Origin of the sequence: Pseudarthrobacter sp. S9, assembly GCF_050156545.1 — a bacterium.
Lineage (GTDB): Bacteria > Actinomycetota > Actinomycetes > Actinomycetales > Micrococcaceae > Arthrobacter.
Window position 1 is genome coordinate 2,073,780 of sequence record NZ_CP189576.1, and the last position, 26,107, is coordinate 2,099,886.

The window sequence follows — 26,107 nt, forward strand, 5'->3', positions numbered from 1 at the left end:
CGGATACGCACTTGACTCGTTTTGGGGACTTGGATGTGCCGCCCGGCACGGATCCGGGGCGCTGAAACAGCGCACGGCGTTGCTCCGTGCCAGGGCCGGTAGAAGCGCAAGGCTCTCGGCATCTGCCTGGCATGAGGTCGTTTCACAGCAGGCTGGCCAGAGTCCCTTCGGCCCCGGCAGTGGCAGTCTCGGGGTTCACGGTGCTGATCGAACTCCGCTCTGGACTCCGGGCGAACCCTCAGTGCGGAAAAGCGCGTGGCATCTGCGGTTGCAGGCAGGGCGAGCCGGCACTTGGCTCCCATCGGGAAATGGCGCGAAGCGGTGGACGGAATACCTCTGCACAGCTAAGGAGCGGTCAGGGGATGGGGACGTCGTAGGCGTAGATGCTGGTCACATCAAGCAAGGCGCGCGGGGTGGTTGGCTCGGGGACGAACGGGGCCACCAACGGGTCGTCGATCCGGTGGCCGAGTAGAGTCGCCGGGGCGTTCATATCGGGCTGGTATTGTCGTCCGTTGACCGCCATCCAGCCTTCCCAGATGCGGTCGACATTGCAGTGATGCAAAAAGAAGACGGGGTCATTCGGGGACGAAGCCGGACCCATGTCACCGCCGACCCAGCGGTGAACTTGGTTATGTAGCCCCGGTCCCGTGAAGCCTTCGAGCCAGTTGCGGAATCCGGGCGAGCTTGCATTGAATGGCGGCAAATCGTACGTTGCCAATTGCGGTTCAAGAAGCGTGTTGAATGCCTGCAGAACGTCGACGACAGTTGGCAGTGTCGGAGACCCAAAGGGGTTGGGTAGTCCGAACCTTCGATTGAGTCCCCGCTCGGGAACGAGCTGTCGAAGCGCGCCGTTGCTGTCAGTTATGATCCGGACCCGGAAGCTTGTTGGATCATGAGGATCGAAGAAGAAGGCGCCGCCCGGGATCGGAGTTCCTTCACCCCCCAGGGCATCCGGGGTGTTCTCCCATAGGCGTGAGGCCGTCGGATTCGGTACGCCGCCCGGGAAGGGTGGCGATCCGTCGAGCGACCAGTCCCAATAGGGCAGGCCGAAGTCGGGTTTACCGAGGACCCGCTGGAGGTGAAACTCGAGCCACGCGAGCATTATCCTGTGCCAGGGCAGGAATACCGGGCCGCGGTGCGCGCCGTTGCGGATGTTCGGGTCCCCTCCCGGCGGAACTGGCGTGCTCATGGCAAAGACGTGCCAGATCACAAACAAGTCGTAGGTACGGACGGGGTTGGCAGGGCCAGGGATACCGAACTGGGCGGTGGTCAACGTCGTGTTCTCATGCTTGAGCAGCTTGATTCCGCGGACGTAGTCAGCCCTGGAATCAACGTCGTTGAGGACGTTACGCCGGACGACGGCCATTTCAGATGCCTCCGTTTTGGTTTTCGCCATGCTGGGAATGCCCGTCGTGGACAGTCTCCTGGCCGTGGCCGGCGTGGTGACCGGCAGGCGGGAAGTCATCGGGGAAGTAGTCGATCAGCGCTCGAACCATGTCAACGATCGAAGCGAACTAGTAAGCGGGCAGGGCGTGGCAGTGGGCGGAGCCATCGTTGGACAGCCCGATATGGACGCCGAGGGGTTGATCGTCGACTGTGATCTCGTACCGTGTCGTAATGACGATATGGTGTTCGCGGAAGTCATCTTCGCGGACAATCTGGGCCGGCCCATGGCGGACCATTTCAGGCTGGGGGAGGCTGGCAAGGTATTGGCCAAGGAGCGTAGGGTCAGCGTGCGCTGCCAATATTTTTGGATCCACTGTGATCTCCGATCTTTCGCGGCGGACGAATCATTTCCTCTTCAGGAGTTCGTTGCCATGTTTTGCAGTTCATTCGATGCGGCAGCTGATGTGCCGGCATCTTCGGAGCGGCCACAGACGACGCAGCCCGCTCCGCTGGCCTGGGATCGTTGCCGGCCCCGAACCCGGCGGCGAGGTTTCCCCCGGGCGAGACCCGGCCGGCTTAGGGCCAGCTGAGCGGGGACCAGACTCAGCGCCGGGCCTTCTTCGCCAGTTGCTCAATCTCCTTGAAAACCGCTCCAGTGACAACCGTCCGGGCCTGGTCACCCAGCGTCTCCTCGGCCTGGCTGACCATCGCCAGCCGGGCCAGCATGCCGATCACCGGGCTGCGCGGAGGAACCTTGATGACTTTTCCCCCGACGATAATGATGCCGCCACCGTCGACGGCGACGCCGCCAACGACATCCGTCGCCGGACCAGCCACGATCGGCTTCGCCACCTGGTGATGGACCCGGATACGGGCCTTGTTGCCGGGGATGTCGAAACTGAGGACCGAGATCCCCGAAGCGTTGCGGGGTTCGATGCCATGTGCCCGTCGGTGCTGGGTCATCTGACCGGCGCAGTCACCCCGCTGCAGTCTGTCGCGGACCGGCTGGCCAGCGCGCCGTGCGTCACGTACGAGGATCAGATGATGGCCTTGATGGGCATCCTGCTCGGCAGCGCAGCTGTTGTGCTCATCGCCGGGTTGGTCGCCGGGTCAAAGGCCCGGCGGCTCCGTCCGGTGCCTCCGCCGGCGACGGGCATAACACAAGCCGTCGCGGAGCCGACGCACTTTCCCCTGTCGACCGGTGACCAGGACGCCGTCGCCGCACCCCGGGGGCCACGGACCCCGGGGAACTGAGATGCGGGTTCTTCGGACCGCCGGCTGCGCGGCTGCGGCCCTGATACTCGCGGCCGCTTGGAGGCCTCGCCGGCCATGGCGGATGACTGCGGAGTTGTCCTGGTCGCACAGGTGGGCACCTGCCAGAGCCCTGCCGCCCAACCGTCACCGGGCCCCACGCATCACGCATCGCCCACCCCGGGGACGTCTCCGGCCGCCGCACCGCCGGTGGTTCCCGTTGCCCCGGCGGGCTCCCGGACAGCAGTGGCCGTTCCGGCCGGCAGCCCGCAGACAAGTACCCGCCCAGCTGCCGGCACCGTTCCCGTCGAGGTGACAACAGCGGCAGCAACCGCAGGCACGAGCCCCACCCCGGTTCCCACCGGAGAACGGCGCCTGACGCAAACGAGGCCAGCCCGCCCCCGGCCACCGCGAGCGGACCGGCTCTGGCCGGTGCCTGGCTGTTGGTCCTGGGCGGTCTGCTTGTTGCCGGTTTGGCGGTGCCCGGCCTCAAGCGACCTCAGCGGGCCCTTGGGCGGACCTGATGCGGGATCCAGGAAAGGCAGGAAGCTCTGCCGCGTCGCCGACGGCGGTATCCGCCTCGCCCCTCGAACCCGGGCCTTACGCGAGTTTGCCCGGCATGGAGTCGTACTGGCTCAACTGGCTCGTCGTAGACCTCGAGCTTCCGCCGCTGCAGCACCATGACGCCGGGGAAAACGCGTCTGCTACAGCCCACCTTTACGGTGCGCCTGTCCGAGCTGACCGGGATCTCCGATGTGCACGAGCTCTTCCCCGCCATGAGGTCGTCCCCGGGGAAGAAAGCGCGGTCAGCGTCCGCCTGGGTGTGGAAATCGCCGCTAGCCGATGCCCGGCTGCAGGATTAGAGGCCGGATTTGATCGCCGCCAGCAGGGCCGTCCCGTCGGGGCTGCCGAGCCCGGTGCACGGATCCCAACCGGTCGCCGCCTGGTACGTGCCGTTGTTTCCCGTGGTGACGTCGTGGAACCCGGCCGGCAGGTTGTAGAGCAGGGGCTGGATCTGGCCGAACCGCCGGCCGGTCGCCTGGGCGAATAAGGCGATCAGTGCTGCCCAGAGGGGTGCGACGGCGCTCGTGCCGCCGATGACCATGTCCTTGCCGTCAACCCTGACCTTGTACCCGGTTTGCGGGTCGGCGACGGCGCTGACGTCCGGAACGCCGCGGCCATGGCCCCCGGGTTTGGGCTTCGGAGCCGGCTTGTGGTGTCTGGCGTGGGCGGGCAGGCCGCTCTGCCAGGCCGGGGCAGGGAACGTGTCGCTGTAGCCGCCACCCGTGGCTGAGTTCGGTCCGTCATTCCAGACGGTTTCCGATCTGATCTTCCCGGTGGACGGGTCGGCGTCGAGACGGGTGCCCCCGCAGGCCAGTACGTGCGGGCTGGAGGCCGGAAAATCCGCGTGGTCTTTACCGTCCGTTGCACCGTCGGCGCTGCCGTTGTCCCCAGCCGCTGCCGTGACCGTCACACCCAGGGCCGTGGCGTCGGCCAGGGCCTGATCAAACGCGGTCCGTGCCTGAGCGGTCCACGCGTCCTCATTCTGACCCCAGCTGATGCTGATCGAGGCCGGTGCCGGGGAGGCATGGGAGGCGTTGATGATCGCGTCGAGGAACCCTGCGTCAGTGTTCGGAGCGAAGTAGACGAGAATGTCCGCCTTCGGTGCCAGAGCGCCAACCACTTCGATGTCGAGCAGCACTTCCCCATCCGCCCCTGTCGGGTCCTGCCCGGGCTGGTTGGCGGCGCCGTCAACCCCCACGGCGGTGACCGTTGGCCCGGTGATCCCCAGGCCTCCGAAATATGTGTCAAGGTCTGCCTGGCCGAAGCCGCCACCGAGTTCGATAATGGCCACGACCTGGCCGCTGCCGTCCGCTCCGGCCGGGAAGTTGTAGATCCTGGCCAGTTCCGGCGGGGTGTAGCTGGTGCCGGCTGCGGCCAGCGGGATCGCATGGAACTGCGCGCGTGCCTGGGGGCGGTCATCCAGGCCCAGGACGGCCGTGACGATTCCGTCCAGCTCTGCCGGTATCTGCAGGCCTCCGGTCCGGTGCCGGTGGGTGATGTCGTGACCGTGTGGCCCGCTGCTGGTCACTTCCTCCAGTCTGGTGCCGAAGATCCGACTCAGCTCTTCGACAGTTCCCGCCAGCCGCAACCGGCGCGAGGCCGGGTCCGCTTCGATGATGTCCGCTCCGAGCCGCGTGAACGTATCGGTGGCAAGGCGCAGGTCCCCGCTGGAGGCTCCGTGGCGTGCCGCGAGCTCGTCGCGGGAGATCGGTTCGGCGGGCGTCTCCGTCAGCGGTTCCTTTCGTCGCAGGATCACGGTCACCTCAATCCTGCGGGAAGGATCGACGGGCCCGTGCGTGGCCTGGATTCTTGCCGCCGCCGGGCGTTCCGAGCCGGCGAGCGGGACACTGCCGTCGGCGGGGTTCGGTGTGGTGTTCTGTTCAGACATGAAAGTGCTCCGTTCGTGGGACGGTCATCGTTCAGGGCTTCGTTGTTGTCAGGGGAACGTCGTTCGGCGGCGGAAGTGTGCCGCCGCCACGCAGGACCACCGGTGCGACCGGACTTGATGTCGGCGCGGGAGGTGCCGGCAACGGGTGGGGTTTGCCGGCCGGCTGCGGCGGAGCAGGGAGGGTGATTCGTGACCCGTAGACGGGCGGTGCAGGGTTGTGCAGGGCGGGATCAATCAGGTCGACCAGCCCGGGGTCGTTGTCGACGCGGTCCACACCCAGCTTGGGCAGCCCGAGGAGCTGCATCACGGTCTTCGGGATGCCGGCGTGGTTGGACCAGCGACTGTCGATGCCCGGATTGACCGGGCCGCCGAACATGATCAGCGGGACCCGCGGACCGTACGCGAGTTGCACCCCGTCCGGGGTGTGTTCGACGTTGGGGGTAGCGACGTGGTCATCCCACCCGCCCCAGTCGTCCCAGGTGAGCAGGAACACCGTCTCGTCCCAGCCGCCGGATCTGACCACGGCGTCCACGGATTCCCAGATCTTGTTCATCCCGATCGTAACGTCGGCGGTTGGGTGTTCGTCTTCGGGAGAATTGTGCCACAGGTAGGTCAGCGGCGGCAGTTTCCCGGCGGCGGCGTCCGCGACGAAGTGCGCGTTGGGAATCAGATTGGGGGAGCCGTTGAGTTGTTTGTAGAACCCGACCGGGTAGTTGCTGTTGCCGGTGTAGCAGGCCCAGCCGATTCCCGCGTCGGCTGCCAGGCCCGGGACCGAGGGCATGTCCCACAGCGGCGGCGGCAGGGTCCGGGACGGGTTGCGTAACGTCGGTGACTGGCCGCCGACGATCAGCAGATGGTTCGGGGTGGAGTTGGTGCCCAAGCCGCTGCAATGGTTTTCAAGGAACGCCCCGGTCAGGGCCAGGTAGGCGTAGAACGGGATCGCCGTCGTGGTGTCGAACTGGGTGCGGGTGGCCTTGTGCTGACCGGTGAGCCAGCGGTAGTAAGCGTGCCGGTCGTGGGGCTGATCCGACGCGGGCGGGTTGGCCTGGATAGGCCAGTCCGGTGCGACGTTGGCACCGTACGGCGCCAGGGCCCTGAAGTAATTGTCGGTGGTGTGGTTTTCCTGGACCATCACCACAACGCGCTTAACTCGGCTGTTCGCCATGACATCCCCGCTTCCTCGGCCGGGTCACCCGGGCGCTTAATCGGACACCAACGACACTATGCCGAAAACTGCCCCTTGCGTCCTGACGGTGCCCGCCTTTTAAGAAAGTGTTCACGTCCGAGTGGTGCCGGAGCAGCAGCAGCCTGCACTAGCAGCCCCCGTCGACAGATCTATGGTGTGTGGAATCCGCGGGGCTTGAATGTAAAGAGACCGGCACTTCGGAATTTTTCAAGTCGGGCGGTACCAACGGGAGTTAGGCGGCTAGTTTTTCGGTGATTTCCTTGGGTTGATTGATCCATGCCGGCCCGGGTAGAGCCAATATTTTGGGGTCGGTTCGCCCGGACCGCCGTCGGCCGTTCCTTCTAACCATTAGATGCCCCTGATACCCGGCAGGTACCGAGTTTCATGGTGCGGTGAAGGTGATCTCGCTCCAGAGGTTGTCGGGTCCGACCTGAACCCGGGCGTCGGCGACCGGTGCGTCAGCCCTGACGATGTGGGTGTTCGTGGCGGTGAATGCGTCCAGCAGAGTCCTGTTGGGGATGTCGCCCCACTTCCAGACTTTTCCGTACGGGAGCATCGCGTAGGTTCCTTGCTTGCCGATGGCGTTGGTGACGTATTCGCGTGGTGTGGCGTTGTGGGAGCCGTGGTGGCCGATTTTATAGAAGGCAGGGTCTGACACGAGGGCCCGGGCTACAGGGTTTTGAAGGATATGGTCCCAGGCTCCTTGCTGTGAGTCACCCACGAAGACGAGCCTGGTGCCATCGACGTCCAACACGAAGAAGATGCTGGTGTTGTTGACGGAGCGCTCGAGGATGGATGCCGCTGCCAGGATCTCGCTCGCGTCGTCGAGGAGCGTCGGGAGTTTGAGGGGTTTCAGAGTTTTGGCGGGTTCGCTGATGTAGTCATTCACTTCGTCGGGCGTGACACTGTACATCTCGTCGAAGAGGGGTTCGGCTGGCGGCTGGCCTCCAGGAGTTTCGCCCGAAGATTCGGCATCCGCCGCCTGTTGTATCGCGAGCCATCGAGCCGACTTGGGAGGGTTCATCCGTTTAAGCTGATCGGGGTCACGCGACGGGCCGAGGACATGCACGGTGACGCCGGGTATTGATGTCCGGATGTCGTTGAGCAGGGCAAACTTGTCCGGGAGGTAGCGGACCTTCGGGACGTTGAGGAATTGTTTGCCGTGGCGCCCAAGCAGGCGGTCCATGGCGTCCTCGTTGCCGAGCGAGTTTAGGGCCAGTTCGTGGGCGAGCCTGAGAGCCACTTTTCGTGCAGGACCGGTTAGAGTTATCAAGCTTCTTGCTGCGCGGACGAGCCCGTTCTTGAGCATTCTCGCATCGTCGTCGTAATCGTCTTCGACGAACGACACCCAGACTTCGCCGACGTGGACTTTTTCCCAGTCCGCGTAGGAGAATCCGGCGATGTGGTCGGCGTGATGGTGGGTTGCCACGACCACATCGAGCGTCGGTCGTGTATCTGGTCCGGCCGCCACGGTGAGGTCGGTGATGATCGCGCCTACAACGTCGAGGAGGGGCCGTGCCTTGCCCTGGTTGTGGACGCCGCAGTCGACCAGCATCCGCCAGGCCCGATCGTCCTGTTTGACGGTTATTAAGAAGGCGTCGCCGAAGCCGACGTCATACATGCGGACTGTGACGGTGGGTGCAGGCATCGTCATGCTTCGTCCTGCTCGGCGTGCAAGCGGGCAAAGGAAAGGCGGTGCGTTGCGGGTTCAACGGTCCACGCCGAGAGGGGATCCAGGTCTTCAACGTCGCCCATCCAGTCACGGATCGAGGCCAATCGTTCGGTGCCAGCCTTGTGGAACTTGAGGGCACACTCCCGGAGTTCCTGCGGCAGGACGTCGAGTTTCTTGAGGTCCGAGAGTGGCAACGGTTTGGTGACGAGGAATTCGACCCGGCCGTCGACGCGGGCTATGACTGTTGTGCCGGCGCGGATCGCTGCGCGTTGATTTCGCGGGATCTGCTTGCCAGTCTTGTTGGCTCGCCGATCTTCCAGATCGTCGCGACGTTGGGCGAACTGGATGGAGACGATCGGCCGGGGCTGCCCGTCCGAGGCCCGGAGGTAGACGACCCGGGCGCTGGTGACCTCGATCTTCCCTACGGCTTTGTCCAAGCCAAGTTCGTAGGCGTGTGTCGCGGCCCAGCGTTGAATGTGTTGCAGATTGCGTTCGCCCTTCGACGGCGTCTTCATCTGGGCGCCCGGTACCTGTCCAAGGACCGGCCCTCCGGGGGCAGATTCCCCGGGAGGAGGAGCAGGGTCCGTGCTGCCGGTGTCAAGGTCGAGGGTTGCTTCCAGGATCAGGTATGACAAATCAAGGGCATTCGTCCCGCGGCACAAGTTCAATGCTATTGGCGGTTTGGGCCAGAAGAGGGCCACGTCAGCGAGGGAGGTTACTCCCGGCGGGTAGATGCCGCGCCGACGGAAGGCCTCGACAAGAATTGCCCTCAGGTTCGAGACATCATCAGGGTACAACCCCTGGTCAGCGGTGACGATCGCCCGGACGACATCACCGAAGGTCACGTCCACGACGGGGAGGTATTCGAACGCCCGGACCACCATTTCCAAAAACCGGTCGGCATTCATGGCCGCAGCGGTGGTGACGCGTTTGACCAGGTCTGGTGGGAGCGCCCCCGGCGGGAGGACGCCGGTTCCGGCACTGGCGATTCGGCGGAGATCAGCGATCTGGGACTTGTAGGTGTCAAGGAACGCGTCGAAGACGGCGGCGACGAAGCATGCACCGCGATCGTGCGGTTCCACCGCTTTCAGGAACGCGTCCGGGGTACGGGGGGATCCGATCGCGGACCTCAGCGCTGCGCCACGGCCGGTGGACTCGCCGAACTCGGCTGCGAGATCCAGGAGTGCCGACCCCTTCTCGAGTGTCCCTTCCGATTTCTCTACGGCATCGGAGACGACTTCGGGGAAGCCGAAGTGGTTGAACAGCGCAACGAGGTCAGCAATTGCCTCGTGCCATGCCAGCACGTCAGGGTGAGTAGGTTCGGAAAAGTACTTGCGCATACGGTGCACGATGGCGTGGGTTATTTCATGGGCGACCACGTCAACGGACAGGCAAGTGAACATCATTTGCCCGGGCAGATTTGCACCAGGGTCCCGCAAATCGGCACGGAAGTAGCCGAAGAGGACGGCTCCCCGATCCTTGTCAAAGTATGCGTTGCGTCCCTCGAACGCATGCGGGACGATGACTAGTTTGTCGGAACGCCAGCGGAAGCGGCGGCCGCGGAATCGTTCGAATCGTTCGATCACACTCATCGCCACGGCGTAGACGACTTGCTGGTGGGTTCTGGGGTCGCTTTCCGAGGGCTGCATACCCCGCTGCGCGAGGACTGCGGCGTCGTTCAGGTCAACCGGCAAATACCAGCAGTCACGAGCCACGTCATAATCGACGACCCGCACGAGCCGACCGTCTGGCCCGCGTTTAAGGTCTGTTTCGAACGGGACGTCGACAGTGAGAAACCTGCCCGACAGACGGGTCGACATCGGATCGAACGCATACGCACGAAGCAGCCGCCGGGCCGGTCGCGTGGGGTCTGGTCGGTCCCTCTTCGCGGAAGTCACGGGCCGGATCGTTCCTGCGCAGGTACCTGTGGGCGCCCGACCCAGCCTGGATCGACCCAGACTACGTTGTCCGGTGCCTTGAACGTTGGATCGGTCAAGGCCCGGGTCTTCACGCTTGTGTGGACAAAGGCGCCGGCGGGGATCTTTCTGTTGCGCCTACCGAGGAACACCCATGCCCAGCCGCGCCGGTGCAGCTGTGCGGTCGCATCAGCGGCGGTGACCGCGCAGGCAGCCCCGACGGCACGGGATCGGACCAGTAAGCCCTCGGCAATGCCACCTTCGATGATCCACTTCAAGGCGATGGTCGAAAGCCGGGGAGCAGGAGTCTTACTGCCCGGACGGGTCACCTGCCCGGCGGATGGCTTGTCAAGAAAGGTTCCGCCGACATCGCTGTGCACACCGGCGAACCAAACCTCTTCCAGGGATCCGTCGCGGCGGGCCTGGACCAGATACTCCTTGAAGGGGGCCCGTTGCTCATGGATCGACACTGCGTGGCGGATTCGCAAGGCGTTTGGGAGTTTGCGGGTATACGACCAGCGGATCTCCCAGCGGAGGAACCCTGCGGCCTTGACGGTATCCCATACGCCCAAGTACTTCACCGGCACCGTCGACGTGCCGTCGACGTGCTGCGCGAACACTTCTGACGTGAGGTGGATTTCCTTCTGGTCCATCTTGTCTTCTCCGCCCCGGCGGGCATAGGTGGCGACCACATAGGGAACGAGGTTCTCGGAGCCTGGACGCAACACCCCGATGGCGCGAAGGATGCCCACGAGGGCGCGGGCGGTGTAGGCGCCACGACTGAACCCGAAAATGAAAACCTGATCGCCTGCTGCCCAGTTCTGCATCAGCCAGGTGTAGGCCTCCCCCAAGTTCTGTCTCAGACCCCACCCGAAGGCGGCGCCGCCCAGCCGCGAGATTGATCTGGCGAGAGGAGTCCACGCGCCGGCAGAGGCGAACGTGCCGACCCCGGGATCATAGTAGGCGATCTGTTTAGCGGGATCGGAATGATCGAGGAGGCTGTACAGCAAGGCGACGTTAGTGTTGCCCTTGGCGCGCAACTGGCCGCCGGTCCCATCCAGACACACCACTAGATTCCGGGACATCTGACACCTCCCCCATCGGGCACCTGCAGCATCTGAAGCCGATCATCCCCCGAGAGAGCAGCCAAGGGAAGAGAAATCTACGAAATGAGGTCCAGCACTGAACTTCTCCACAGGCGGCACCGGCTACCCGAATGCGACCTGCGCTCGAACTAGAAGCGTCCACAGATAACTGACGGGGTGCCCTCGAAGACTTCGCAGCGAAGGGGATTGCCTCCCTGACGTTGTCCGCGTCGATCCGCATCAGGGCGTGAACCGCGCGCCTCCAGCCACGCTTCGTCATCGTCGAGCAGTCCGCGCAGCAGGTCGACCTCGGCTGGGCCGATCCCGTCGTATGTGCGCTCCGTGTCGCGCGTCACGTTGAGATCCAGAACCCCCGGCGATGGGCGTCAACTTAACGCAAAGCAACCGTAGCCTGACATGAGATCCGGCCCCTTCCTAACGTCAGTCTGGGGTATACCCGTGATTGACGTCAGGACCGTGGCGGGCAGCCATGTCAGATTAGGGTCGCTAGTTTCTTGACACTCGGGGGTAGGGGTTTAGGATCAATACCGTTCATTTAAGAGTCTGGATCCGGATGTGTGGGCTGTGCTCCGGTTGCGGCCATTCGCTGTGACGGGCGCGTTTGGCTGCCCATTTGAGGATTTTGCGTTTGACGACGCGGGGGTTGGAGCGTTTCCGGCGGGCCGGGTTCAGGCGCCGGAGGAGTTGGCGGACGGCATGCTGCCAGGCCGCGGCGGCGGTGTCAGGGTGCCGAGGGGGAAAAGGCGCCCTGCGCTGTGGAGCGGCGGGCGATGCGCAGGGCGGCGGTGAAGGAGATGCGGTCGGGGTCGTGCCCGCCGCGGGCGGCGGTGTCTGCCATGAGCGTGCGGATGGCGTAGTGGCAGCACAGGTGCCCCCAGATTTCCTGGTTGACCAGGTCCGGGGACTTGGAGCGCAGCACGGCCCGCGGTCCGCGCTGGTGGGTCTTGAGCTCGTCGAAAACGCTCTCGATCTCCCAGCGCTGGGCGTAGGCGGCCGCGAGATCTGCCGCGCCCGCTTCGGCCGGGTCCAGGATCGTGGTCAGCAGCCGGTATTCCTCGGGGTTTTCCCGCCCGTCCTCGATCGTGTAGTCGATCACGCGCACGGTCAGCGGCTCGGTCTTCGCCCGGTCCGTGCCGGAGGTCGGTCTGCTCGTGGCCAGCCAGGACCCGTCGGGCAGGGTTTCCAGATACCGGGGGCGCAGGTTCGTCTTCACGCGCCAGAGCAGGTCCGCGCCCGTGCCGGCGGCCTGGCCCCAGAGCCGGAAGCCGTAGAAGCCGCGGTCGGCCAGGACCAGCATGCCCGGTTTCAGCCGCCCCGCGAGTTCCCGGGCCAGCTCGATCTCGGAGACAGCGCAGGGCCCGGTTTCGGCATCGATGACCGCGTGGGTGCCGCACTCGGCCAGTGCCACCAGCCGGGCCTGGTGTTACCGGTCGCGTTATTTGACGATGGGGCCGTCACGGTCCGTGGCGGCGGACGGGCATGAAAGCGCCCCGCCGGATGGTGACCGGCGGGGCGTTGATCGCCGTGCTGACGCGGCGGTGGTCATTGGTGACGGCGTGTTTTACTCGCTGTTCTCCGTGATCGCGGACTGGGCCGCGGAGAGGTCCACGATGGCCTTGCCCGCCGCGTAGGTCGCGATCAGGGCGGACACTGCGAGGTTGTTCACTGCCCGGGGGTAGCCGCGCGAGCCCTGGTGGATCGCGGCGACCGCGTCATCGGAGAACAGGGTGTCGGATCTGCCCGCGTATTTGAGGTGGTGGCGGATGTAGGCTGCGGTCTCGGTCAGATCCATTCCGGTGATCGCGAACCGGGTGGAAACCCGCTGGTCCAGGGCGGCCAGGACCGCGAGTTTGAGCCGCCGGCGCAGCGTGGGCTGGCCGATGAGCAGCAGCGCGAAGTGGGAGCCGGTATCTAGTCCGCTGTTCGTGAGCATTCGCAGCGCTTCCAGGTCGGTGTTCGCCAGCAGGTGGGCCTCGTCGATCACGACCACGGGCAGGCGGGCGCGTTCGTCCAGTTCCCCGGCGAGCAGGGACGCGGTCTGATGCGCCAGCACCCCGGAATAAAAGGCGGGCTGTCCGCCCAGGGCGGTGACGATCTGGGACTGGATCCCGCGCATCCCGACCGTGGGGTCCGCAACGTAGATCACCTGGTGCCGGGACGCCTCAAGCTGGGCCAGGGCCGCGCGCACGGCCACGGTCTTGCCGGCGCCGACTTCCCCGGTGATCACCCCCGTCTGGCGCTGGTCCACGCACCACTGGATCCGGGCGACCGCCTCGCGGTGCCCGGGGTGCGGGTGCAGCGCCTGCACCGGTATGGAGCGGCCGAAGGGCATGGCCGTGAAACCATAGTGCGTTTGCAGGTTCTCGATCACAGGGTCCCTCCCGCGGCCATGGCCGGGGCGCCGGTGGCAGCCATTTTCTCGAAGCTGATCGGGGCGCCTGTCATCGCGGTTTTGTGGCGGGTTTCGACCAGGCGCAGGTAATCGATGCCCGAGGCCGCGTTCTTCGCGCCGGTGTCGGCGTCTTTGGTGGCGTTGACGGCCTTGGGGTGGACATGGCGGCGGATCTCGAGCAGGACCGCTTCCCCTGCCGGGACGCCGCCGGCGGCGGTCACGGCGACCGGGCCGGTGAGATCGAACGGGTCATAGACCAGCTCGATGCGGGCACCGGCCAGGGACGGGTCGACCTGGTAGGTGTTGCCCTGCAGGGACACCGTCGCGGTTTTGGTGACCTTGCGGGTCGCGGACCAGCGGAACGCTTCGGCGATCACGTCCGGGTCCCGGCGGTCCGGGCGCCGGTTTTCCCAGCCGGCGTCCCACCGGGCCAACGGCGTCTGACCGGTGGTGGAGTGCACGGCGCGGTGGTAGACCATCTGCACCCAGGAGGTGAACAAGGCGTTCAGCTCCTCCAGCGAGGTGACCGCGCTGCCGGCAGGATCTTCCCCGGTGCCCGGAACGGGCGTCTGGACCGGGGCGTCGATCACGGTGATCTCGGAGAGGAACTGGGAGGTCACCGTATTGAACAGGCGTTCGATCTTGCCCCTGCCCTGGGGCCGGTAGGGCCTGGAATGGATCAGTTTCATGCCCAGCCTCGCGCAGATCCTGGCCAGGGACGCGTCGACAAAAGCACTGCCATTGTCCACGTAGACCGCGTCGGGGATTCCGTGGGTCTGCAGGGCCGGCCGCAGCGCCGCCGAGAGCCTCACGGCGTCTTCGGCGAACGCCCAGCGGGCCGCGGTGACCAACCGGGAATGATCATCCAGGAACGCGAAGAGGTAGGTTTTCCGGCCGCAGATCCGGGGCCCGTGCAGCCCGTCACCCACCCAGATTTCATTCGGGGCCGTCGCTTCGAACCGGCCCGTGGCCTGCGCCTGCGTGCCGGTGGGGATATCCAGGGTGCGGAAATGGCGCAGCAGCGTCGACTCCGACGGGGCGTCCCCGAGGGTCTCTGCCATGATCCGGCGGACCTGGGCCGCGGTGCGGTGCGGACGCTCAAGCTTCAGCGTCGCGGCCAGGGACAGCACGGTCGCCGGGGTCACCGGGCCGGCGGCCCTTTCCCGCGGCTTGAGCCCGTCGAACCCCTCACGCTGCCAGGCACCGATCCACCGGTCCAGGGTTTCGCGCGAGTAGCGCACGGGCTGCCCGTCCGGGCCGGTATGCTCGGCGGCGGCCAGGGCCCGGACCATGGGCCCGCGCTGGCGGCAGGTCAGGGTTTTGTCCGCGGCGCCGCGGATCAGCTGGTAGCGGAACAGGGCGGTCTTCTCCGCCCGGTCCTTCCGGGCCAGGGGCCCGCGCTTCGGTTTGGCGTCTGTCATGGGGACGCTGTCCTTTCAAAAGGCTCAGAATGCGATGGCCCCGGCCAGGTCAGCCGGAGCTTCCTTCACCCTTGCCGTCCCCGGCGGCCGGGGTAAGGGCCAATTCGTGTTGCCACCGTCCGGTGCTGAAGAAGAACGGGCCGGACGCGGCGAGCCCGGTGCTCTGCCACGGCAGCGCGGCGACGGCGAACCGGTCCGCGAGCACCGACGCGTATGCGGTGACCGCGGCCAGCGCCGCCCCTGCCGGGGTCCGGGCCGGGGCGGGCCAGAGCCCGGCAGGATCGGCCCCGTCGCGGTGGGCCAGTGCGGTGAAGGCGCGCAGGATCGGGCCGGCGGAGGCCGCGAAAGAGCGCAGCCAGCCGCGCACCGTGGACGCGGGCCGGCCCAGCCGGGCCGCGATCCTCCGGTGCCCGTGGCCCGCGGCGGTTTTGGCCTCGACGGCGGCGGCGATCACCGCCGCCTCATCGGCCCTTCGGGCCGCCAGTTCCACGCCCAGGAGCACATGGGTGCCCGAGCACCCGGCGCAGCGTCCGCGGCGCGGACGGTGGTTTTGCAGGTCCTGACCCATGCCGGTGCCATGGCGGATCCGGCGCTCCCGCGCCCACCCCCACGGGCGCAGCACACCCCGGCATCCCGGGCAGGCCAGACGTCCGGTCAGAAGATCCGACCCCGAGGAATCATGTCAAGATGCCCGCCTGGGCTGGTTCGTGGAATCATCTGATTTTGCCCGGGTAGCCGGCCGGGGTTTGGCGGCCTGTTTGGCGGTGGTCAGGGTCAGGAGCTCTGCGGAAAGGGCCTGGACCTGACGCTGGATCGCGGCCGGGTTCAAGGGTTTGTTCTCCCGCTTCAACCGGGCCTTCACATCCCGGGCGACGGTGCCGGTGTCTGCCAGGACGCGCTGGAACGGGGTCGCGGGAAGGTCGTATTTCTTGCTGATCTTCGCGCCGGTGCGGACCTTCGCGACGAGTTTCTGCTGGGGTCCGAAATGGTTGGTGAGCAGTCTCTGCAGGTCCCAGATCCGGTTCAGCAGCTCCAGCTCGCGGGCAGTGTCGTACCGGTGGTAGCCGACCGTCTGGCGCACGATGTGCCAGTTCTTCTGCTCCACGTGCGCCCCCGTCATTCTTGTTCCCGGACCGGGACCGCGTGAACGTCAGTTTCTCCTGCTCGCACCACCGGAACAGCTCCCAATTAATGAACTCCGAGCCGTTGTCCGAGTCGATGCCCAGGATCGGAAAGGGAAACGCCGCGGTGGCGTCCCTGATGGCTTCGAAGACCCATTTCTGCGCCTTGTTCTTCACGGACCGGGTTTCGGTCCAGCCGGTCGCGATGTCAGTGATATCAAGGGTGAAACAGAACTCACCGGCACTGTTCCCGCCCTCGTGGCCGACCAGATCAATCTCGACGAAACCGGGCACCGCGTCATCCCATTCAGCCCAGGTCCGCATCTGGATGGAGTCCTTCAGCAACGTACCGGGCTTGGTATGGGACCGGCCCCGCGGATCCAGTTTCACCCGGTCCGCCCGGAGCCGGCGGTCAATCGTCGCCGGCGCGATCCGCAGCAGCAGTGCGGCCGTGCCGGCATCAATCTGAAGTTCCTTGAACCGTCGCAGGCGCGGCACCAGATCCGGCAGCGCGGCCGCGAGCAGCCGCCCGCACGGGGTGCCCTGGACCGCCCAGCAGAACCGCAGAGCCTCGATCACTTGCTCCCCGTAGAGCGGCGGCCGGGGCGCCCTGGGCCGGGCAACCTTCAGCACCAGTGCCATCCGCAGCGCCTTGCGGGCATGGTCGCGGTGCCAGCCCGTCGTCGCGCACAGCTCATCCAGAACCTGCTTCTTCGCCGCCCGGCCCGAACGGACGTAGCGGGTTGCGATGGTCTTCGTGACAGCCCTGCGTTCACTCATCGAAAGCTCCATGGCTCACAATGCCGAAGCGGCGGACACCGGCCCGGCGGACACGCCGCTACGCGGGCATTCTCAAATGATTCTTCGAATACGGCTACGCGGGCATCTTTGATGAGTCAACGCGCCGACTCGACAGAGAAAGCATCATGATTTACCGTGAGCATCAGCGCGCCCTTTACGCGTCAGAACGGCCCGGCGTGGACCTTCGAAACCTCACGCCGGGCCGTTCGTCCTATCCGGTCATCGTCAGCCTGACGCCGCCAACGGCACTAAATCAAGACACCCCGGGGAAAACCTGCATCGTCACCGGCAAAGACGCCCCCACCGCCAAACCCTGCGACGCATAACACTGGCACACGAAGAGTCGGTAGTCTCACCACCAGCTGGGCAATGTCGCCGTGTTTCGTCGGCGAGCCGCACTGTGGCCGAGGAACAACGCGGATTCCGGATTTAACTGCCGTTCCCCGTCCTCGAGAGACTGTTGCTATCCAAGGCAGGTGCAGGTGCATTATTCGGCCCCGCCTCTAAGTTCTCTCGAAGAGGGTCGGGGCGTTCCTGGGTTACGGGGATCGTCAGTCGCACGATAAGGCCGGAGTCGGCTGCGTTCTCGAGTGTGACGGTGCCGTTGACTGAGGCTGCGGCGGCGGCGACGATTGCTAAACCCAAACCGGAGCCGTTCGCGGTGCCGCGCACTTTGTCTTCTTGCGAGAATCGGTCGAATGCGTGGGGAAGGAACTCCGGATCCATGCCAGGCCCGTTGTCGGTGACGAAGGTGATGAGGTGGGGGGGATCCAGCCTTATGGTGGCGGTAATCTGTCCTTTCCCGTCGAGGGCGCGGACGGCGTTCGACAGCAGGTTGTCGAGCACCCGACCGTAGAGAAGTGCAGGCATCGCGATCGGGGCGGCGTGGTCGGCGTGGTCGGGCATGATCAGGTCAATCTCCACGTCATCGCTCATTGCGCGGAGCCGCGCTCGGTCGATTGCGTCGCCGGCCTCGTCGACGAGGGCGCCGACGGTGGTTGGTGTTGGCGGGCGTCCAGCATCTAGGCGGGATAGTTCGAGCAGACTCTCTACGAGTTCCGTGAGGCGGGTGGTTGCCCGTTCGGCGGCGAGGATGTCGGAGTCGATGCTGCTGCGGTCGCCGGTGCGGAGCAGCTCTAGTTGCGCCTGCAGAACGGCCAGTGGTGTGCGGAGTTCGTGGCTGGCGTCCGAGACCAACTGTCGTTCTCGGGAGGCCGAGGCTCGGAGGTCGTCGATGAGACGGTTGAGGGTCGTCGCGAGGTCGGTGATTTCATCTTTCGCTGGGCCCACGGGCAGCAGCTCTTCGGTGCCGGAGGCGACGATCGCTTCCGCGCTTCGGCGCAGCTGGGTGACTGGGCGGAGAGCGGCCCCTATCAGACGCCAAGAGACTGCGCCGAACAAAAGGGTGAGGGCGCCGAGGCCGAGGGTGAGGCCGGCCGTGAGGTCGGTGAGGACCAGAGCGGATTCATCCTGGTTGCGGGCAGAGATGATGGTCCAATTTCCGGCGCCGGTCTCGACGGTTTCGACGGCGACCAGGTAGGTGGCGCCACCCGCGACCAGCTGCTGCGGGCCGGTGCCGGCGAGGTCGATGAGGGCCATATTCGAGGTGATCGAGGCCGGCAGTGTCGAAGTCTGGGTGGCTCCGGCGGGATCGATGACAGCGACGAGCTGACCTTCGCCGGGATTATCGCCGGGTTCGTTCGGCTCCTGCTGGATGGCCGTCTCGAACGGGGTGGCGTCGTTTTGGAGCACTTCGAACGCTGCGTTCTGCATGATCATATCGACCTGCTGCCGCACGACGAGGGAGACGCCACCGAAGAAAACGGCGGCCAGCAACAGCGTGCCCATCGTGATCCGGGCGCGGATGGAGAGTCTGTTGAGGGCTTTCATCGGTCGCGCGCAAGCTCGAAGCCGACCCCTCGTAGGGTGCGCAGGCTCACCCCGGTCGGGAGGCGTTCGAGTTTGCGGCGGAGGTAGCTGATGTACTGGTCGACGATATTCGGATTGGTGTGCTGAACTGTCCCCCAGATCTCCAGCAGGATCGCCTCACGTTGCACCGTCTCGTCGACGTTTTGGGCCAGAAATCGCAGCAGCGCGAATTCCTTCGGGCTTAGCGGAACCACCTTCTCGCCCGCTCGCACTACATGGTCGTGACTGTCGATCATCAGCCCTCCAACCTCGATCCGAGGACTGATAGCCAGACTCTCCCGGCGACGGAGCGCCCGGAGTCGGGCGGCGAGTTCGCTGAACGCGAAAGGTTTGGTGAGATAGTCGTCGGCACCCGCGTCCAGGCCCCTCACGCGGTCGCTGACGTCGTCTCGGGCCGTGAGCATCAGGATGATGAGGGCACCGGAGGCATCGCGTAGCCGCCGGCAGAGTTCGAAGCCGGACATCCCCGGCAGCATCACATCGAGCACCGCGATGCCGTAGTTCTCTGCCTGCGCCGTGATCAGGGCCGTCGTGCCGTCTTCGATCCAGTCTGTTTCGTAGCCCTCGTTGGTGAGGCCGCGGGCGAGGAGAGGGCCGAGCTCGGTGTCGTTTTCGACGACCAGAACGCGGACGGGACGGTCGGATAGTGCAGCCATGGAGCAATTCTCGCCGTGGTGGCGCTTTCTGAACAAATCTTTATGGATCACGCCCCGGTTCGCAGTCCGTCGACGTGCGCGTTCAGTAGCGTCGAACCCCGGCGCTCAGGGGTGCCGAGAAACGGAGCTGCGCGAAGAGGAATCTGGCTGTCGAAGACGATCATCGGATCGTCGACAACCTCCGCCGTGCGTGGACCGAGTCAGGGTATCCTGCCGATGCACGGATGTCAGCCCCGGATGCCCTGTTCGCCTTAGACGGACATCTATGACCTGGCCATCCTCGATCTGATGCTCCCCGGCATGGTCTGCATCAGCACCGGCCTGGTGAGTGTCGCCCTCGTCGTCGCCATCGCTCTGCGTTGCGCTTCTCAGCCGCCGGCAACGGCCTCCACGCGCGTTCATGTGAGAATTCTCAGACCGAGCTGCTTCCTTTCGCAGTTCCGCTGAAGCGTCGACTGGAAACGTGCAGTTCATGAGCACACGAGAGATGACATCCCCGCCCTCAACCAAGCGGCTGCTGAGCAAAGTCCCCGAGATCACGATCTGGTTCTGGATCATCAAGATCCTCTGCACCACGGTCGGAGAGAGTTTCGCCGACTTCATTAACGTGGACCTCGGAGTCGGCCTCGTCACAACTGCAATCATCTTCACCGTCGTCACTGCCGTTGTGCTCGCCGTTCAGATGCGTCTCCGGCGCTATCTCCCGGGCGCGTACTGGCTCACCGTCGTCGTGATGAGTATCACCGGAACCCTTTACACCGACCTCCTCATCGACCAGGCCGGCGTACCCCTCTGGATCAGCGCCAGCGTGTTCTCGGCAGGGCTCGCCGCTGTCTTCACCATCTGGTTCATCAAAGAACGAACCCTCTCCATCCACAGCATTGTTACCGGGCCCCGCGAAGCCTTCTACTGGCTCGCCGTTCTGGTGACCTTCGCTCTCGGCACGGCCCTGGGTGACTGGACCCTCGAGCTCACCGGATGGGGACCTGGCATCTCGATCCTGCTGCCCCTGGTCCTCATCGGCGGCGTCACCGCCGTCTGGCGATTCGGCGCCAACCCCGTACTCGCCTTCTGGATCGCCTACATCCTCACCCGCCCCCTCGGCGCGAACATCGGCGACTGGCTCGGCCTCACAGCCGCCGAGGGCGGCCTGGGCCTTGGCACCCTTCTGACGAGCATCATCTTCCTCGCCGCGATCTTCTCCACCGTCGTGTATCTCTCGATCAGCAAAGCCGACGTCGTCGAACGCGCATCCGACAAGACAGCCCCAGCAGTGCCCACCGCACGCCGGCGAACCACGCTGGGCATCCTGGCCGCTGTCGCGGCCGCTACCATCGCGCTCCTCGCCTACACGAACAGCCTCCCGCACACGAGCGCTCTCGCCGCCGAAGGCCCCGCAGCGAGCTGCACTGCCGGCTCCGCCGCACTGACCCGGTCTGAGGCCCAAGCGGCAGCGCAAGCAAACTTCCCCGCCTCAAACATCGCCGAGTTCCGAACCATCACCTCCGACACCCTCGCACTCGTCAAAAAGGGCGACCAGCCCGCTGCGGCGGCCCGGGTCACCGACCTCGAGACCGCCTGGGACGAGAACCAACATGCGCTGAACGCTGCGGACTGCTCCGCGTGGACCTTCATCGATAAGCAGATCGATCCCGTCCTGACCGCTGTTCGCTCGCGCACTCCCAATCTGGCGACAGAACAGACAGTCTTGAAGCACCTCCTCACAACTCTCGGAGGTGCCTAACCAGCCCGCGCAATGACTTCACTTAGCGAGAACCAAACCTTGGTAAAGGGCCGAAAAATCGCTGCGCAGAGTCAGGCACGGATGGATGCGTTGCCTCCAGGTGATGACAGGTGCTTATTGCCTTGCAGCCGATTAGGTGGGGGATGCGGCCTGCGCAGGCCGATCAGGAAGACCGTCAACGACGGCCCGCACGGTGCGTTGTATTGCGAAAGGGACGGCGGGCGACGCCTGGATGATTCAAGCCTGTTGCGACGTGGAAGGTACCCGTTCCGACGGCGACCGGGCAGCTCCCGCGTAAGGAAGCCCGTTCTTCCCCGCCAGGGCGGCTTGCAGTGTCATGTTCAGGTAACGGTAGGGACTATGGGGCACAATCGCGGAATGACAGATTCCAGACAGCAGGACATTTTACGGAACGGCACCGCGTCAGCCGTCCTGGAGGTACGGGGACCGGCCCGGGGAGGGGCGTCCGCACGTTTGGACGGTACCAAGGTCCCGGAAATCACGGCCTGGTTCTGGGCGGCCAAGGTGCTCACGACCGGGATGGGCGAAACCACTTCTGACTTCATGGTCCATCAGATCGACCCGGCGGTGGCGCTGGGCCTCGGCGGGTGCGGGCTGGTTGCATCGCTTGTTCTGCAGTTCGGTGTGCGTCGTTACATTCCATGGGTTTACTGGCTGGCCGTGGTCATGGTCAGTATCTTCGGAACCATGGCTGCCGACGCGGTGCATGTCGTGCTCGGCGTCCCGTATCTGGTGTCCGGGGTGTTCTTCCTCGTCGCACTCTCAGTCGTTTTTCTCCTCTGGTACAGGTCTGAGAAGACGCTTTCGATCCATAGCGTAGACACGCGGCGTCGCGAGGCCTACTACTGGGCCGCCGTCCTGGCCACGTTCGCCCTTGGCACCGCGACCGGCGACATGACCGCGTACACCCTGGATTTTGGCTATCTTGCTTCGGGCGGCGTGTTCGCCGCGGTGATCTGCGTGGCTGCTCTTGGGTATTGGCGTGGCCGGCTAGGGGCGATATCGTCGTTTTGGTTCGCGTACATCCTCACCCGGCCGCTCGGGGCGTCCTTCGCCGACTGGACGGCTGTTTCCGTCGATCGCGGCGGTCTGGGTTGGGGGACCGGCCCTGTCAGTCTGGGCCTCGCCGTGTGCATCGCGGCACTGGTCACCTATCTGTCCATCGCGGGTAAGAGAAACGCTTCCGCTTAGGTGGCTCACGTTGTGGGCAGGCAGCCGTGATTTCATTCGCGGCGTACTTCGGGGCAAAGCGGAGCGAACCCGGCAGCCCCCGGTGTACCAGGGCAGGGTCCGGGCCAGCGCAGCCACTCCAAAGATGACCTGGCTGATTCTGATCGTACGGCTGGGACGGGCCGCGCCCCGCTATCGGCGCCGCGTGGCTGCTGAGCGTTGGGCTGCAGGTGGTGTCCCTGTCTCCGACGGGTGTGGGCCGTCCCTGGCACCGGGTTCCACCGCGCGGGTGTGAACGATCGGCTTCTGCATGCGGGACTTCTTGGCTCGCGTCAGCTTCGCTGTGCGATGCTTTAAGTGTTGGCCGCTATCCAACACACAGTAGAAAGGGAGCGTCCTGGTCCATACCGGGGCGCTCCCTTTGCTCTGGTTGGGGAAATAGGCCGTAGGCCGTGGTCCTATTTCGGTGCTGACCTGCTGTTCATGGTTGCGATTGAAGTGGGGCCTCCTTTGATGCCTGGCGCTCTCGGGCCGTCAATGGAGACGGCACCGGCTCCCCTTCAAAACCAGGTTTTTGAATGGCTATTCGGCAAGCTTGGCTACTGCCTGTGCCCAGAGGAAGAACTTGTTCGTGCCCAGATCCTTGACCGTCTTGATCCCGAGTGCGGACTGAAGCTTTTCGGCGTCCGTATCCGAGAGGCCCTGAAGGGCTCCGACGGGTGCCTTAGCCAGGTCTTCCACGCTCTTGCCCTCGTAGGCCTTATCGAACTTCTTATCCAAACCTGCCATGGTTGATCCTCCGTTTCACGGCGGCCGACAGCATGCCGGTGTTATGCGTCGCAGGGTTTGGCGGTGGGGGCGTCTTTGCCGGTGACGATGCAGGTTTTCCCCGGGGTGTCTTGATTTAGTGCCGTTGGCGGCGTCAGGCTGACGATGACCGGATAGGACGAACGGCCCGGCGTGAGGTTTCGAAGGTCCACGCCGGGCCGTTCTGACGCGTAAAGGGCGCGCTGATGCTCACGGTAAATCATGATGCTTTCTCTGTCGAGTCGGATCTTCTGACCGGACGTCTGGCCTGCCCGGGATGCCGGGGTGTGCTGCGCCCGTGGGGGTGGGCGCGGGAGCGCCGGATCCGCCATGGCACCGGCATGGGTCAGGACCTGCAAAACCACCGTCCGCGCCGCGGACGCTGCGCCGGGTGCTCGGGCACCCATGTGCTCCTGGGCGTGGAACTGGCGGCCCGAAGGGCCGATGAGGCGGCGGTGATCGCCGCCGCCGTCGAGGCCAAAACCGCCGCGGGCCACGGGCACCGGAGGATCGCGGCCCGGCTGGGCCGGCCCGCGTCCACGGTGCGCGGCTGGCTGCGCTCTTTCGCGGCCTCCGCCGGCCCGATCCTGCGCGCCTTCACCGCACTGGCCCACCGCGACGGGGCCGATCCTGCCGGGCTCTGGCCCGCCCCGGCCCGGACCCCGGCAGGGGCGGCGCTGGCCGCGGTCACCGCATACGCGTCGGTGCTCGCGGACCGGTTCGCCGTCGCCGCGCTGCCGTGGCAGAGCACCGGGCTCGCCGCGTCCGGCCCGTTCTTCTTCAGCACCGGACGGTGGCAACACGAATTGGCCCTTACCCCGGCCGCCGGGGACGGCAAGGGTGAAGGAAGCTCCGGCTGACCTGGCCGGGGCCATCGCATTCTGAGCCTTTTGAAAGGACAGCGTCCCCAGTGCCAGAGGGCACTGTTGCCCAGTCAATCACACCGCGTGGCACGCGATCAGAATGCCGGCCAGCGTCGGCTCCTTAACCCGCCGGCTGTTGATGAATTCAACGTCCTACGTGCGGCAGATGCTTCAGCCTGCTCCACCGCGGTGGGCCGCTATTTACCGAGCAGGGAGACGGCGTGGGCGATGACGAGTGCCAGCAGCACGAAGCCGCCGAAGGCCTCCATCCCCATAAGCGATTTCGCCCGGGCGGAAAGCGGCATGGTGTCCGTCGGGCTTAAGGCCATGGAATTGGACAAGGAGAAGTAGACGTAGTCGATGAACGCGGCCGGCTCTCGGATGGGTCGGACCCGCGAAAAGTACGTCGCCCACGCCCGGCGCCTCCGGGGCACGCCAGGCAACCGGGGCGCAAGGACCGCGTCCACGGGCCGGGACGAGACCCAAAGGATCCGGGACTGGGCCAAAGCCCACGGCTATAACCCCAGCGCCAGGGGACGAATCAGCCAGGACATCAAAAAGGCCTACGACGCAGCCCAGGCATAAAGCGACGACCGGTCAGTCGCCGCTTACCGCACCGGTCCTCGAATCCCCGGGCACGACGTATGCGCTGTTATCGGCGTTGGACTGCCGGCCCCTTACCTCCGGGGCAGCCGCAAGGTGTCGGCCTTGCTATGTGTGCCCCAGCGCTGGAGCGAGCTGGCCAAGGTAATAGTTCTTCGGCCAGTGCCTGAGCCGTTGCGGAAGCAGCGGATAAACCCTGGCCAAAAGATTTATCGTGCGTTCGAAACACAGACGGTGCCGCCGGTTCCACGGCAGCCGGAAGTCCTTCCGAAGCTGGCGCGGCAGGAGCCCTGCCGTGATCAGGCGCGCCAGGGGCATGACCAGGCGCATCACGGCCGGTCCGGCGGACGGATAAAGCAGGTCGCGTGCGACGCGCACCGCGACCTCGTCGGCTTCCAGTCCGGCCAGGGTGCGGTTCCAGTATTCGCGGAAGGCCGCCCTGTCAGCCGGCCACATCTTCTCCGGCAACTGCAGGGCAGTGCCGATCTTGGCGTACTCGCGGTAGACAACATCGGCCGAGGCGTCGTCGAGCGGACCGTGGATTTTCTCGTGGACCGTGACCATTGTGTCGTACAGGGTTGCAACTACCCAGAGCTGGGTTTCGGCATCGAAGGCGTTGTACCCCCTCGAGGTGGCGTCCGGCTGGCGGAGGACACGGGCATGGGCCCGGTTCACGACACGCCTGACGGCGGCCACCTGGCCCGAGGTGCCGTAGACCACGGCGTAGACATAGCTCATCGTGCTGCGGAGCCTGTCCAACGGGCGCTCGGAGAAGTTGCTGTGCTCAGCGATGGCATGACCGATGGCAGGATGGGCGATCTGCAGCAACACGGCGCGCCCCGCGCCGGCAAGCAAAACACCCTCCGCCCCGATGTCGGCAAGTCCACGAACCATTCAAACACTGTACCCGAGCGGTTTTCCGGGGCTGTGGCAGGTCCGGATGGCCCCGGCAGGACGTTCTCATTCCTAGCCCCGGCTCACTGCAAGGCCCGTACCCGGAGGGGCGCCGCTGGCACGGCCGGCTGCTGGGGTCAGGTGCGTCGATGCAGTGTGTGGACACCTTTTGTAGGGACTATCGGCCCCTGTCTCAGTAAACGATCCATTGCTGAGATGACCGGCGGGCGAAGTGGCCAGGATCCGCAAGTTCCCAAATCGGCAACTGACTGCCAGGTGGCCCGTGCCCGGTAGAGGGGAGGCGTTATCCGTGCTGCGGGTCCGCCGTGAGGTACCGGTTCCTTGTCTCGATGAGTTTCTGGAGGTAGCCGGCCAGCACCAGTTTCTCGACCACCCGCCCGACTGGACCGAACGGGGCCGCGAACTCGATCCGGTCCACCATCAGGGTCCCCTCGGAATCCTCCCCGAACTCATGGACGTGCCGGAAGCGCCGGAGCGGCCCCTGAAACATTTGGGCTGCTGCGGCGCGCATTGAGACCTTGAACTTCGAGTCCGACCGTGCCCACCATGCGCTGTTGGCCGCAGTCAAGGCCGCACAGGCCGAAGACATGCCGCTGGAGCTGATAGCCGCCGCCGCGGGGAAGTCAGTGGCCGGTGTCCTTAAGGTATTGAGCAGGTCCAGCGCCGAACTCGTCGGCTGAACACATACACGGACC

The 26,107-nt window shown here is 65.4% G+C and carries 26 protein-coding genes and 1 pseudogene; 7 read left to right on the forward strand and 20 right to left on the reverse strand.

Translation table 11 applies throughout. The features are described from left to right. Nucleotides 1–355 precede the first annotated feature (355 nt). From ACQCSY_RS09865 to ACQCSY_RS09875, 3 genes are all read right to left on the reverse strand, one after another. Nucleotides 356–1,465 carry a tyrosinase family protein gene (locus ACQCSY_RS09865; protein ID WP_427135247.1) on the reverse strand — a complete coding sequence of 370 codons (1,110 nt, stop codon included), beginning with the start codon at nt 1,463–1,465 and terminating at the stop codon, nt 356–358. A gap of 49 nt (nt 1,466–1,514) precedes the next feature. After that, complete coding sequence (locus tag ACQCSY_RS09870; RefSeq protein WP_427135249.1) at nt 1,515–1,745, reverse strand: hypothetical protein; 231 nt, start codon at nt 1,743–1,745, stop codon at nt 1,515–1,517. A 244-nt stretch (nt 1,746–1,989) separates the two neighbouring features. Further along, entirely contained in the window at nt 1,990–2,349 is a 360-nt protein-coding gene (locus ACQCSY_RS09875) for a hypothetical protein (RefSeq protein WP_427135251.1), read from the reverse strand. On the opposite strand from ACQCSY_RS09875, the gene ACQCSY_RS09880 reads away from it, so the two are divergent. Beyond that, the gene (locus ACQCSY_RS09880) at nt 2,338–2,640 is read left to right on the forward strand and encodes a hypothetical protein (protein WP_427135253.1); all 303 of its coding nucleotides are present in this window, start codon (nt 2,338–2,340) and stop codon (nt 2,638–2,640) included. The two genes, ACQCSY_RS09875 and ACQCSY_RS09880, sit on opposite strands and share 12 nt — an antisense overlap. An 856-nt stretch (nt 2,641–3,496) precedes the next feature. On the opposite strand, the gene ACQCSY_RS09885 is transcribed toward ACQCSY_RS09880, so the two are convergent. The 11 genes and pseudogenes from ACQCSY_RS09885 to ACQCSY_RS09935 form a co-directional block, all read right to left on the reverse strand. Then, nucleotides 3,497–5,089, reverse strand: coding sequence for a S53 family peptidase (locus ACQCSY_RS09885; RefSeq protein ID WP_427135254.1), 1,593 nt, complete (start codon nt 5,087–5,089; stop codon nt 3,497–3,499). A gap of 31 nt (nt 5,090–5,120) precedes the next feature. After that, nucleotides 5,121–6,254: an alkaline phosphatase family protein gene (locus ACQCSY_RS09890; protein WP_427135256.1), complete on the reverse strand. Its 1,134-nt coding sequence runs from the start codon at nt 6,252–6,254 to the stop codon at nt 5,121–5,123. Nucleotides 6,255–6,657: 403 nt separating this feature from the next. After that, nucleotides 6,658–7,929: an MBL fold metallo-hydrolase gene (locus tag ACQCSY_RS09895; protein WP_427135258.1), complete on the reverse strand. Its 1,272-nt coding sequence runs from the start codon at nt 7,927–7,929 to the stop codon at nt 6,658–6,660. Further along, the gene (locus ACQCSY_RS09900) at nt 7,926–9,683 is read right to left on the reverse strand and encodes a hypothetical protein (RefSeq protein ID WP_427135260.1); all 1,758 of its coding nucleotides are present in this window, start codon (nt 9,681–9,683) and stop codon (nt 7,926–7,928) included. The genes ACQCSY_RS09895 and ACQCSY_RS09900 overlap by 4 nt, the downstream gene beginning before the upstream one ends. Before the next feature lie 158 nt (nt 9,684–9,841). Further along, on the reverse strand, nt 9,842–10,948 hold the full coding sequence (locus ACQCSY_RS09905; protein ID WP_427135262.1) for a T6SS phospholipase effector Tle1-like catalytic domain-containing protein: 1,107 nt from the start codon (nt 10,946–10,948) through the stop codon (nt 9,842–9,844). A 149-nt stretch (nt 10,949–11,097) separates the two neighbouring features. Continuing rightward, a complete protein-coding gene (locus ACQCSY_RS09910; RefSeq protein ID WP_427135264.1) occupies nt 11,098–11,304 on the reverse strand; it encodes a hypothetical protein in 207 nt (68 codons plus the stop codon). A 386-nt stretch (nt 11,305–11,690) separates the two neighbouring features. After that, nucleotides 11,691–12,389 (reverse strand): annotated as a pseudogene (locus ACQCSY_RS09915) (IS4 family transposase); the annotation flags it as partial. Between the two features lie 141 nt (nt 12,390–12,530). Further along, complete coding sequence (locus ACQCSY_RS09920) at nt 12,531–13,340, reverse strand: ExeA family protein (RefSeq protein WP_427131094.1); 810 nt, start codon at nt 13,338–13,340, stop codon at nt 12,531–12,533. Further along, entirely contained in the window at nt 13,337–14,782 is a 1,446-nt protein-coding gene (locus tag ACQCSY_RS09925; RefSeq protein ID WP_427131096.1) for a DDE-type integrase/transposase/recombinase, read from the reverse strand. Before ACQCSY_RS09925 ends, ACQCSY_RS09920 begins: the two co-directional genes overlap by 4 nt. 49 nt (nt 14,783–14,831) lie before the next feature. Then, nucleotides 14,832–15,404, reverse strand: a complete 573-nt coding sequence (locus ACQCSY_RS09930; protein WP_427131098.1) for a hypothetical protein — start codon at nt 15,402–15,404, stop codon at nt 14,832–14,834. A gap of 60 nt (nt 15,405–15,464) precedes the next feature. Continuing rightward, nucleotides 15,465–15,902 carry a hypothetical protein gene (locus tag ACQCSY_RS09935; RefSeq protein ID WP_427135148.1) on the reverse strand — a complete coding sequence of 146 codons (438 nt, stop codon included), beginning with the start codon at nt 15,900–15,902 and terminating at the stop codon, nt 15,465–15,467. Nucleotides 15,903–16,829: 927 nt separating this feature from the next. Between ACQCSY_RS09935 and ACQCSY_RS09940 the strand changes: the two genes are divergently transcribed. Then, on the forward strand, nt 16,830–17,030 hold the full coding sequence (locus ACQCSY_RS09940; protein WP_427131100.1) for a hypothetical protein: 201 nt from the start codon (nt 16,830–16,832) through the stop codon (nt 17,028–17,030). A 103-nt stretch (nt 17,031–17,133) separates the two neighbouring features. On the opposite strand, the gene ACQCSY_RS09945 is transcribed toward ACQCSY_RS09940, so the two are convergent. Together ACQCSY_RS09945 and ACQCSY_RS09950 are read right to left on the reverse strand one after the other, a co-directional pair. Continuing rightward, nucleotides 17,134–18,594, reverse strand: coding sequence for a sensor histidine kinase (locus ACQCSY_RS09945; RefSeq protein ID WP_427135266.1), 1,461 nt, complete (start codon nt 18,592–18,594; stop codon nt 17,134–17,136). Further along, a complete protein-coding gene (locus ACQCSY_RS09950) occupies nt 18,591–19,289 on the reverse strand; it encodes a response regulator transcription factor (RefSeq protein WP_427135268.1) in 699 nt (232 codons plus the stop codon). The genes ACQCSY_RS09945 and ACQCSY_RS09950 overlap by 4 nt, the downstream gene beginning before the upstream one ends. 472 nt (nt 19,290–19,761) lie before the next feature. Here ACQCSY_RS09950 and ACQCSY_RS09955 point away from each other — a divergent pair, with 472 nt between their 5' ends. Both ACQCSY_RS09955 and ACQCSY_RS09960 read left to right on the forward strand, forming a co-directional pair. Further along, the gene (locus tag ACQCSY_RS09955) at nt 19,762–21,033 is read left to right on the forward strand and encodes a hypothetical protein (protein ID WP_427135270.1); all 1,272 of its coding nucleotides are present in this window, start codon (nt 19,762–19,764) and stop codon (nt 21,031–21,033) included. 474 nt (nt 21,034–21,507) lie between these two features. Beyond that, complete coding sequence (locus tag ACQCSY_RS09960; protein WP_427135272.1) at nt 21,508–22,245, forward strand: hypothetical protein; 738 nt, start codon at nt 21,508–21,510, stop codon at nt 22,243–22,245. A gap of 561 nt (nt 22,246–22,806) precedes the next feature. Here the strand turns inward: ACQCSY_RS09960 and ACQCSY_RS09965 are convergent. After that, nucleotides 22,807–23,013: a hypothetical protein gene (locus ACQCSY_RS09965; protein WP_427135274.1), complete on the reverse strand. Its 207-nt coding sequence runs from the start codon at nt 23,011–23,013 to the stop codon at nt 22,807–22,809. Nucleotides 23,014–23,054: 41 nt separating this feature from the next. After that, a complete protein-coding gene (locus ACQCSY_RS09970; RefSeq protein ID WP_427131100.1) occupies nt 23,055–23,255 on the reverse strand; it encodes a hypothetical protein in 201 nt (66 codons plus the stop codon). 63 nt (nt 23,256–23,318) lie between these two features. Here ACQCSY_RS09970 and ACQCSY_RS09975 point away from each other — a divergent pair, with 63 nt between their 5' ends. Continuing rightward, nucleotides 23,319–23,891: a hypothetical protein gene (locus ACQCSY_RS09975; RefSeq protein ID WP_427131098.1), complete on the forward strand. Its 573-nt coding sequence runs from the start codon at nt 23,319–23,321 to the stop codon at nt 23,889–23,891. A gap of 363 nt (nt 23,892–24,254) precedes the next feature. Continuing rightward, nucleotides 24,255–24,479 carry an Lsr2 family DNA-binding protein gene (locus tag ACQCSY_RS09980; protein ID WP_427135276.1) on the forward strand — a complete coding sequence of 75 codons (225 nt, stop codon included), beginning with the start codon at nt 24,255–24,257 and terminating at the stop codon, nt 24,477–24,479. Between the two features lie 126 nt (nt 24,480–24,605). Here ACQCSY_RS09980 and ACQCSY_RS09985 read toward each other — a convergent pair whose 3' ends face one another. Both ACQCSY_RS09985 and ACQCSY_RS09990 read right to left on the reverse strand, forming a co-directional pair. Next, a complete protein-coding gene (locus tag ACQCSY_RS09985; RefSeq protein WP_427135278.1) occupies nt 24,606–25,391 on the reverse strand; it encodes an oxygenase MpaB family protein in 786 nt (261 codons plus the stop codon). Between the two features lie 304 nt (nt 25,392–25,695). Continuing rightward, the gene (locus tag ACQCSY_RS09990) at nt 25,696–25,923 is read right to left on the reverse strand and encodes a hypothetical protein (protein ID WP_427135280.1); all 228 of its coding nucleotides are present in this window, start codon (nt 25,921–25,923) and stop codon (nt 25,696–25,698) included. Between the two features lie 7 nt (nt 25,924–25,930). Between ACQCSY_RS09990 and ACQCSY_RS09995 the strand changes: the two genes are divergently transcribed. Further along, nucleotides 25,931–26,092 carry a hypothetical protein gene (locus tag ACQCSY_RS09995; protein ID WP_427135282.1) on the forward strand — a complete coding sequence of 54 codons (162 nt, stop codon included), beginning with the start codon at nt 25,931–25,933 and terminating at the stop codon, nt 26,090–26,092. Nucleotides 26,093–26,107 lie beyond the last annotated feature (15 nt).

Excerpts from the sequence above, each read along its gene's own strand:
- ACQCSY_RS09865 (WP_427135247.1), bottom strand. The coding sequence starts at position 1,465 with ATGACTTCCCGCCTGCCGGTCACCACGCCGGCCACGGCCAGGAGACTG.
- ACQCSY_RS09875 (WP_427135251.1), bottom strand. The coding sequence starts at position 2,349 with ATGACCCAGCACCGACGGGCACATGGCATCGAACCCCGCAACGCTTCG.
- ACQCSY_RS09885 (WP_427135254.1), bottom strand. The coding sequence starts at position 5,089 with ATGTCTGAACAGAACACCACACCGAACCCCGCCGACGGCAGTGTCCCG.
- ACQCSY_RS09890 (WP_427135256.1), bottom strand. The coding sequence starts at position 6,254 with ATGGCGAACAGCCGAGTTAAGCGCGTTGTGGTGATGGTCCAGGAAAAC.
- ACQCSY_RS09895 (WP_427135258.1), bottom strand. The coding sequence starts at position 7,929 with ATGACGATGCCTGCACCCACCGTCACAGTCCGCATGTATGACGTCGGC.
- ACQCSY_RS09905 (WP_427135262.1), bottom strand. The coding sequence starts at position 10,948 with ATGTCCCGGAATCTAGTGGTGTGTCTGGATGGGACCGGCGGCCAGTTG.
- ACQCSY_RS09925 (WP_427131096.1), bottom strand. The coding sequence starts at position 14,782 with ATGACAGACGCCAAACCGAAGCGCGGGCCCCTGGCCCGGAAGGACCGG.
- ACQCSY_RS09935 (WP_427135148.1), bottom strand. The coding sequence starts at position 15,902 with ATGACGGGGGCGCACGTGGAGCAGAAGAACTGGCACATCGTGCGCCAG.
- ACQCSY_RS09940 (WP_427131100.1), top strand. The coding sequence starts at position 16,830 with ATGATTTACCGTGAGCATCAGCGCGCCCTTTACGCGTCAGAACGGCCC.
- ACQCSY_RS09945 (WP_427135266.1), bottom strand. The coding sequence starts at position 18,594 with ATGAAAGCCCTCAACAGACTCTCCATCCGCGCCCGGATCACGATGGGC.
- ACQCSY_RS09950 (WP_427135268.1), bottom strand. The coding sequence starts at position 19,289 with ATGGCTGCACTATCCGACCGTCCCGTCCGCGTTCTGGTCGTCGAAAAC.
- ACQCSY_RS09955 (WP_427135270.1), top strand. The coding sequence starts at position 19,762 with ATGAGCACACGAGAGATGACATCCCCGCCCTCAACCAAGCGGCTGCTG.
- ACQCSY_RS09965 (WP_427135274.1), bottom strand. The coding sequence starts at position 23,013 with ATGGCAGGTTTGGATAAGAAGTTCGATAAGGCCTACGAGGGCAAGAGC.
- ACQCSY_RS09970 (WP_427131100.1), bottom strand. The coding sequence starts at position 23,255 with ATGATTTACCGTGAGCATCAGCGCGCCCTTTACGCGTCAGAACGGCCC.
- ACQCSY_RS09980 (WP_427135276.1), top strand. The coding sequence starts at position 24,255 with ATGAACGCGGCCGGCTCTCGGATGGGTCGGACCCGCGAAAAGTACGTC.
- ACQCSY_RS09985 (WP_427135278.1), bottom strand. The coding sequence starts at position 25,391 with ATGGTTCGTGGACTTGCCGACATCGGGGCGGAGGGTGTTTTGCTTGCC.
- ACQCSY_RS09990 (WP_427135280.1), bottom strand. The coding sequence starts at position 25,923 with ATGCGCGCCGCAGCAGCCCAAATGTTTCAGGGGCCGCTCCGGCGCTTC.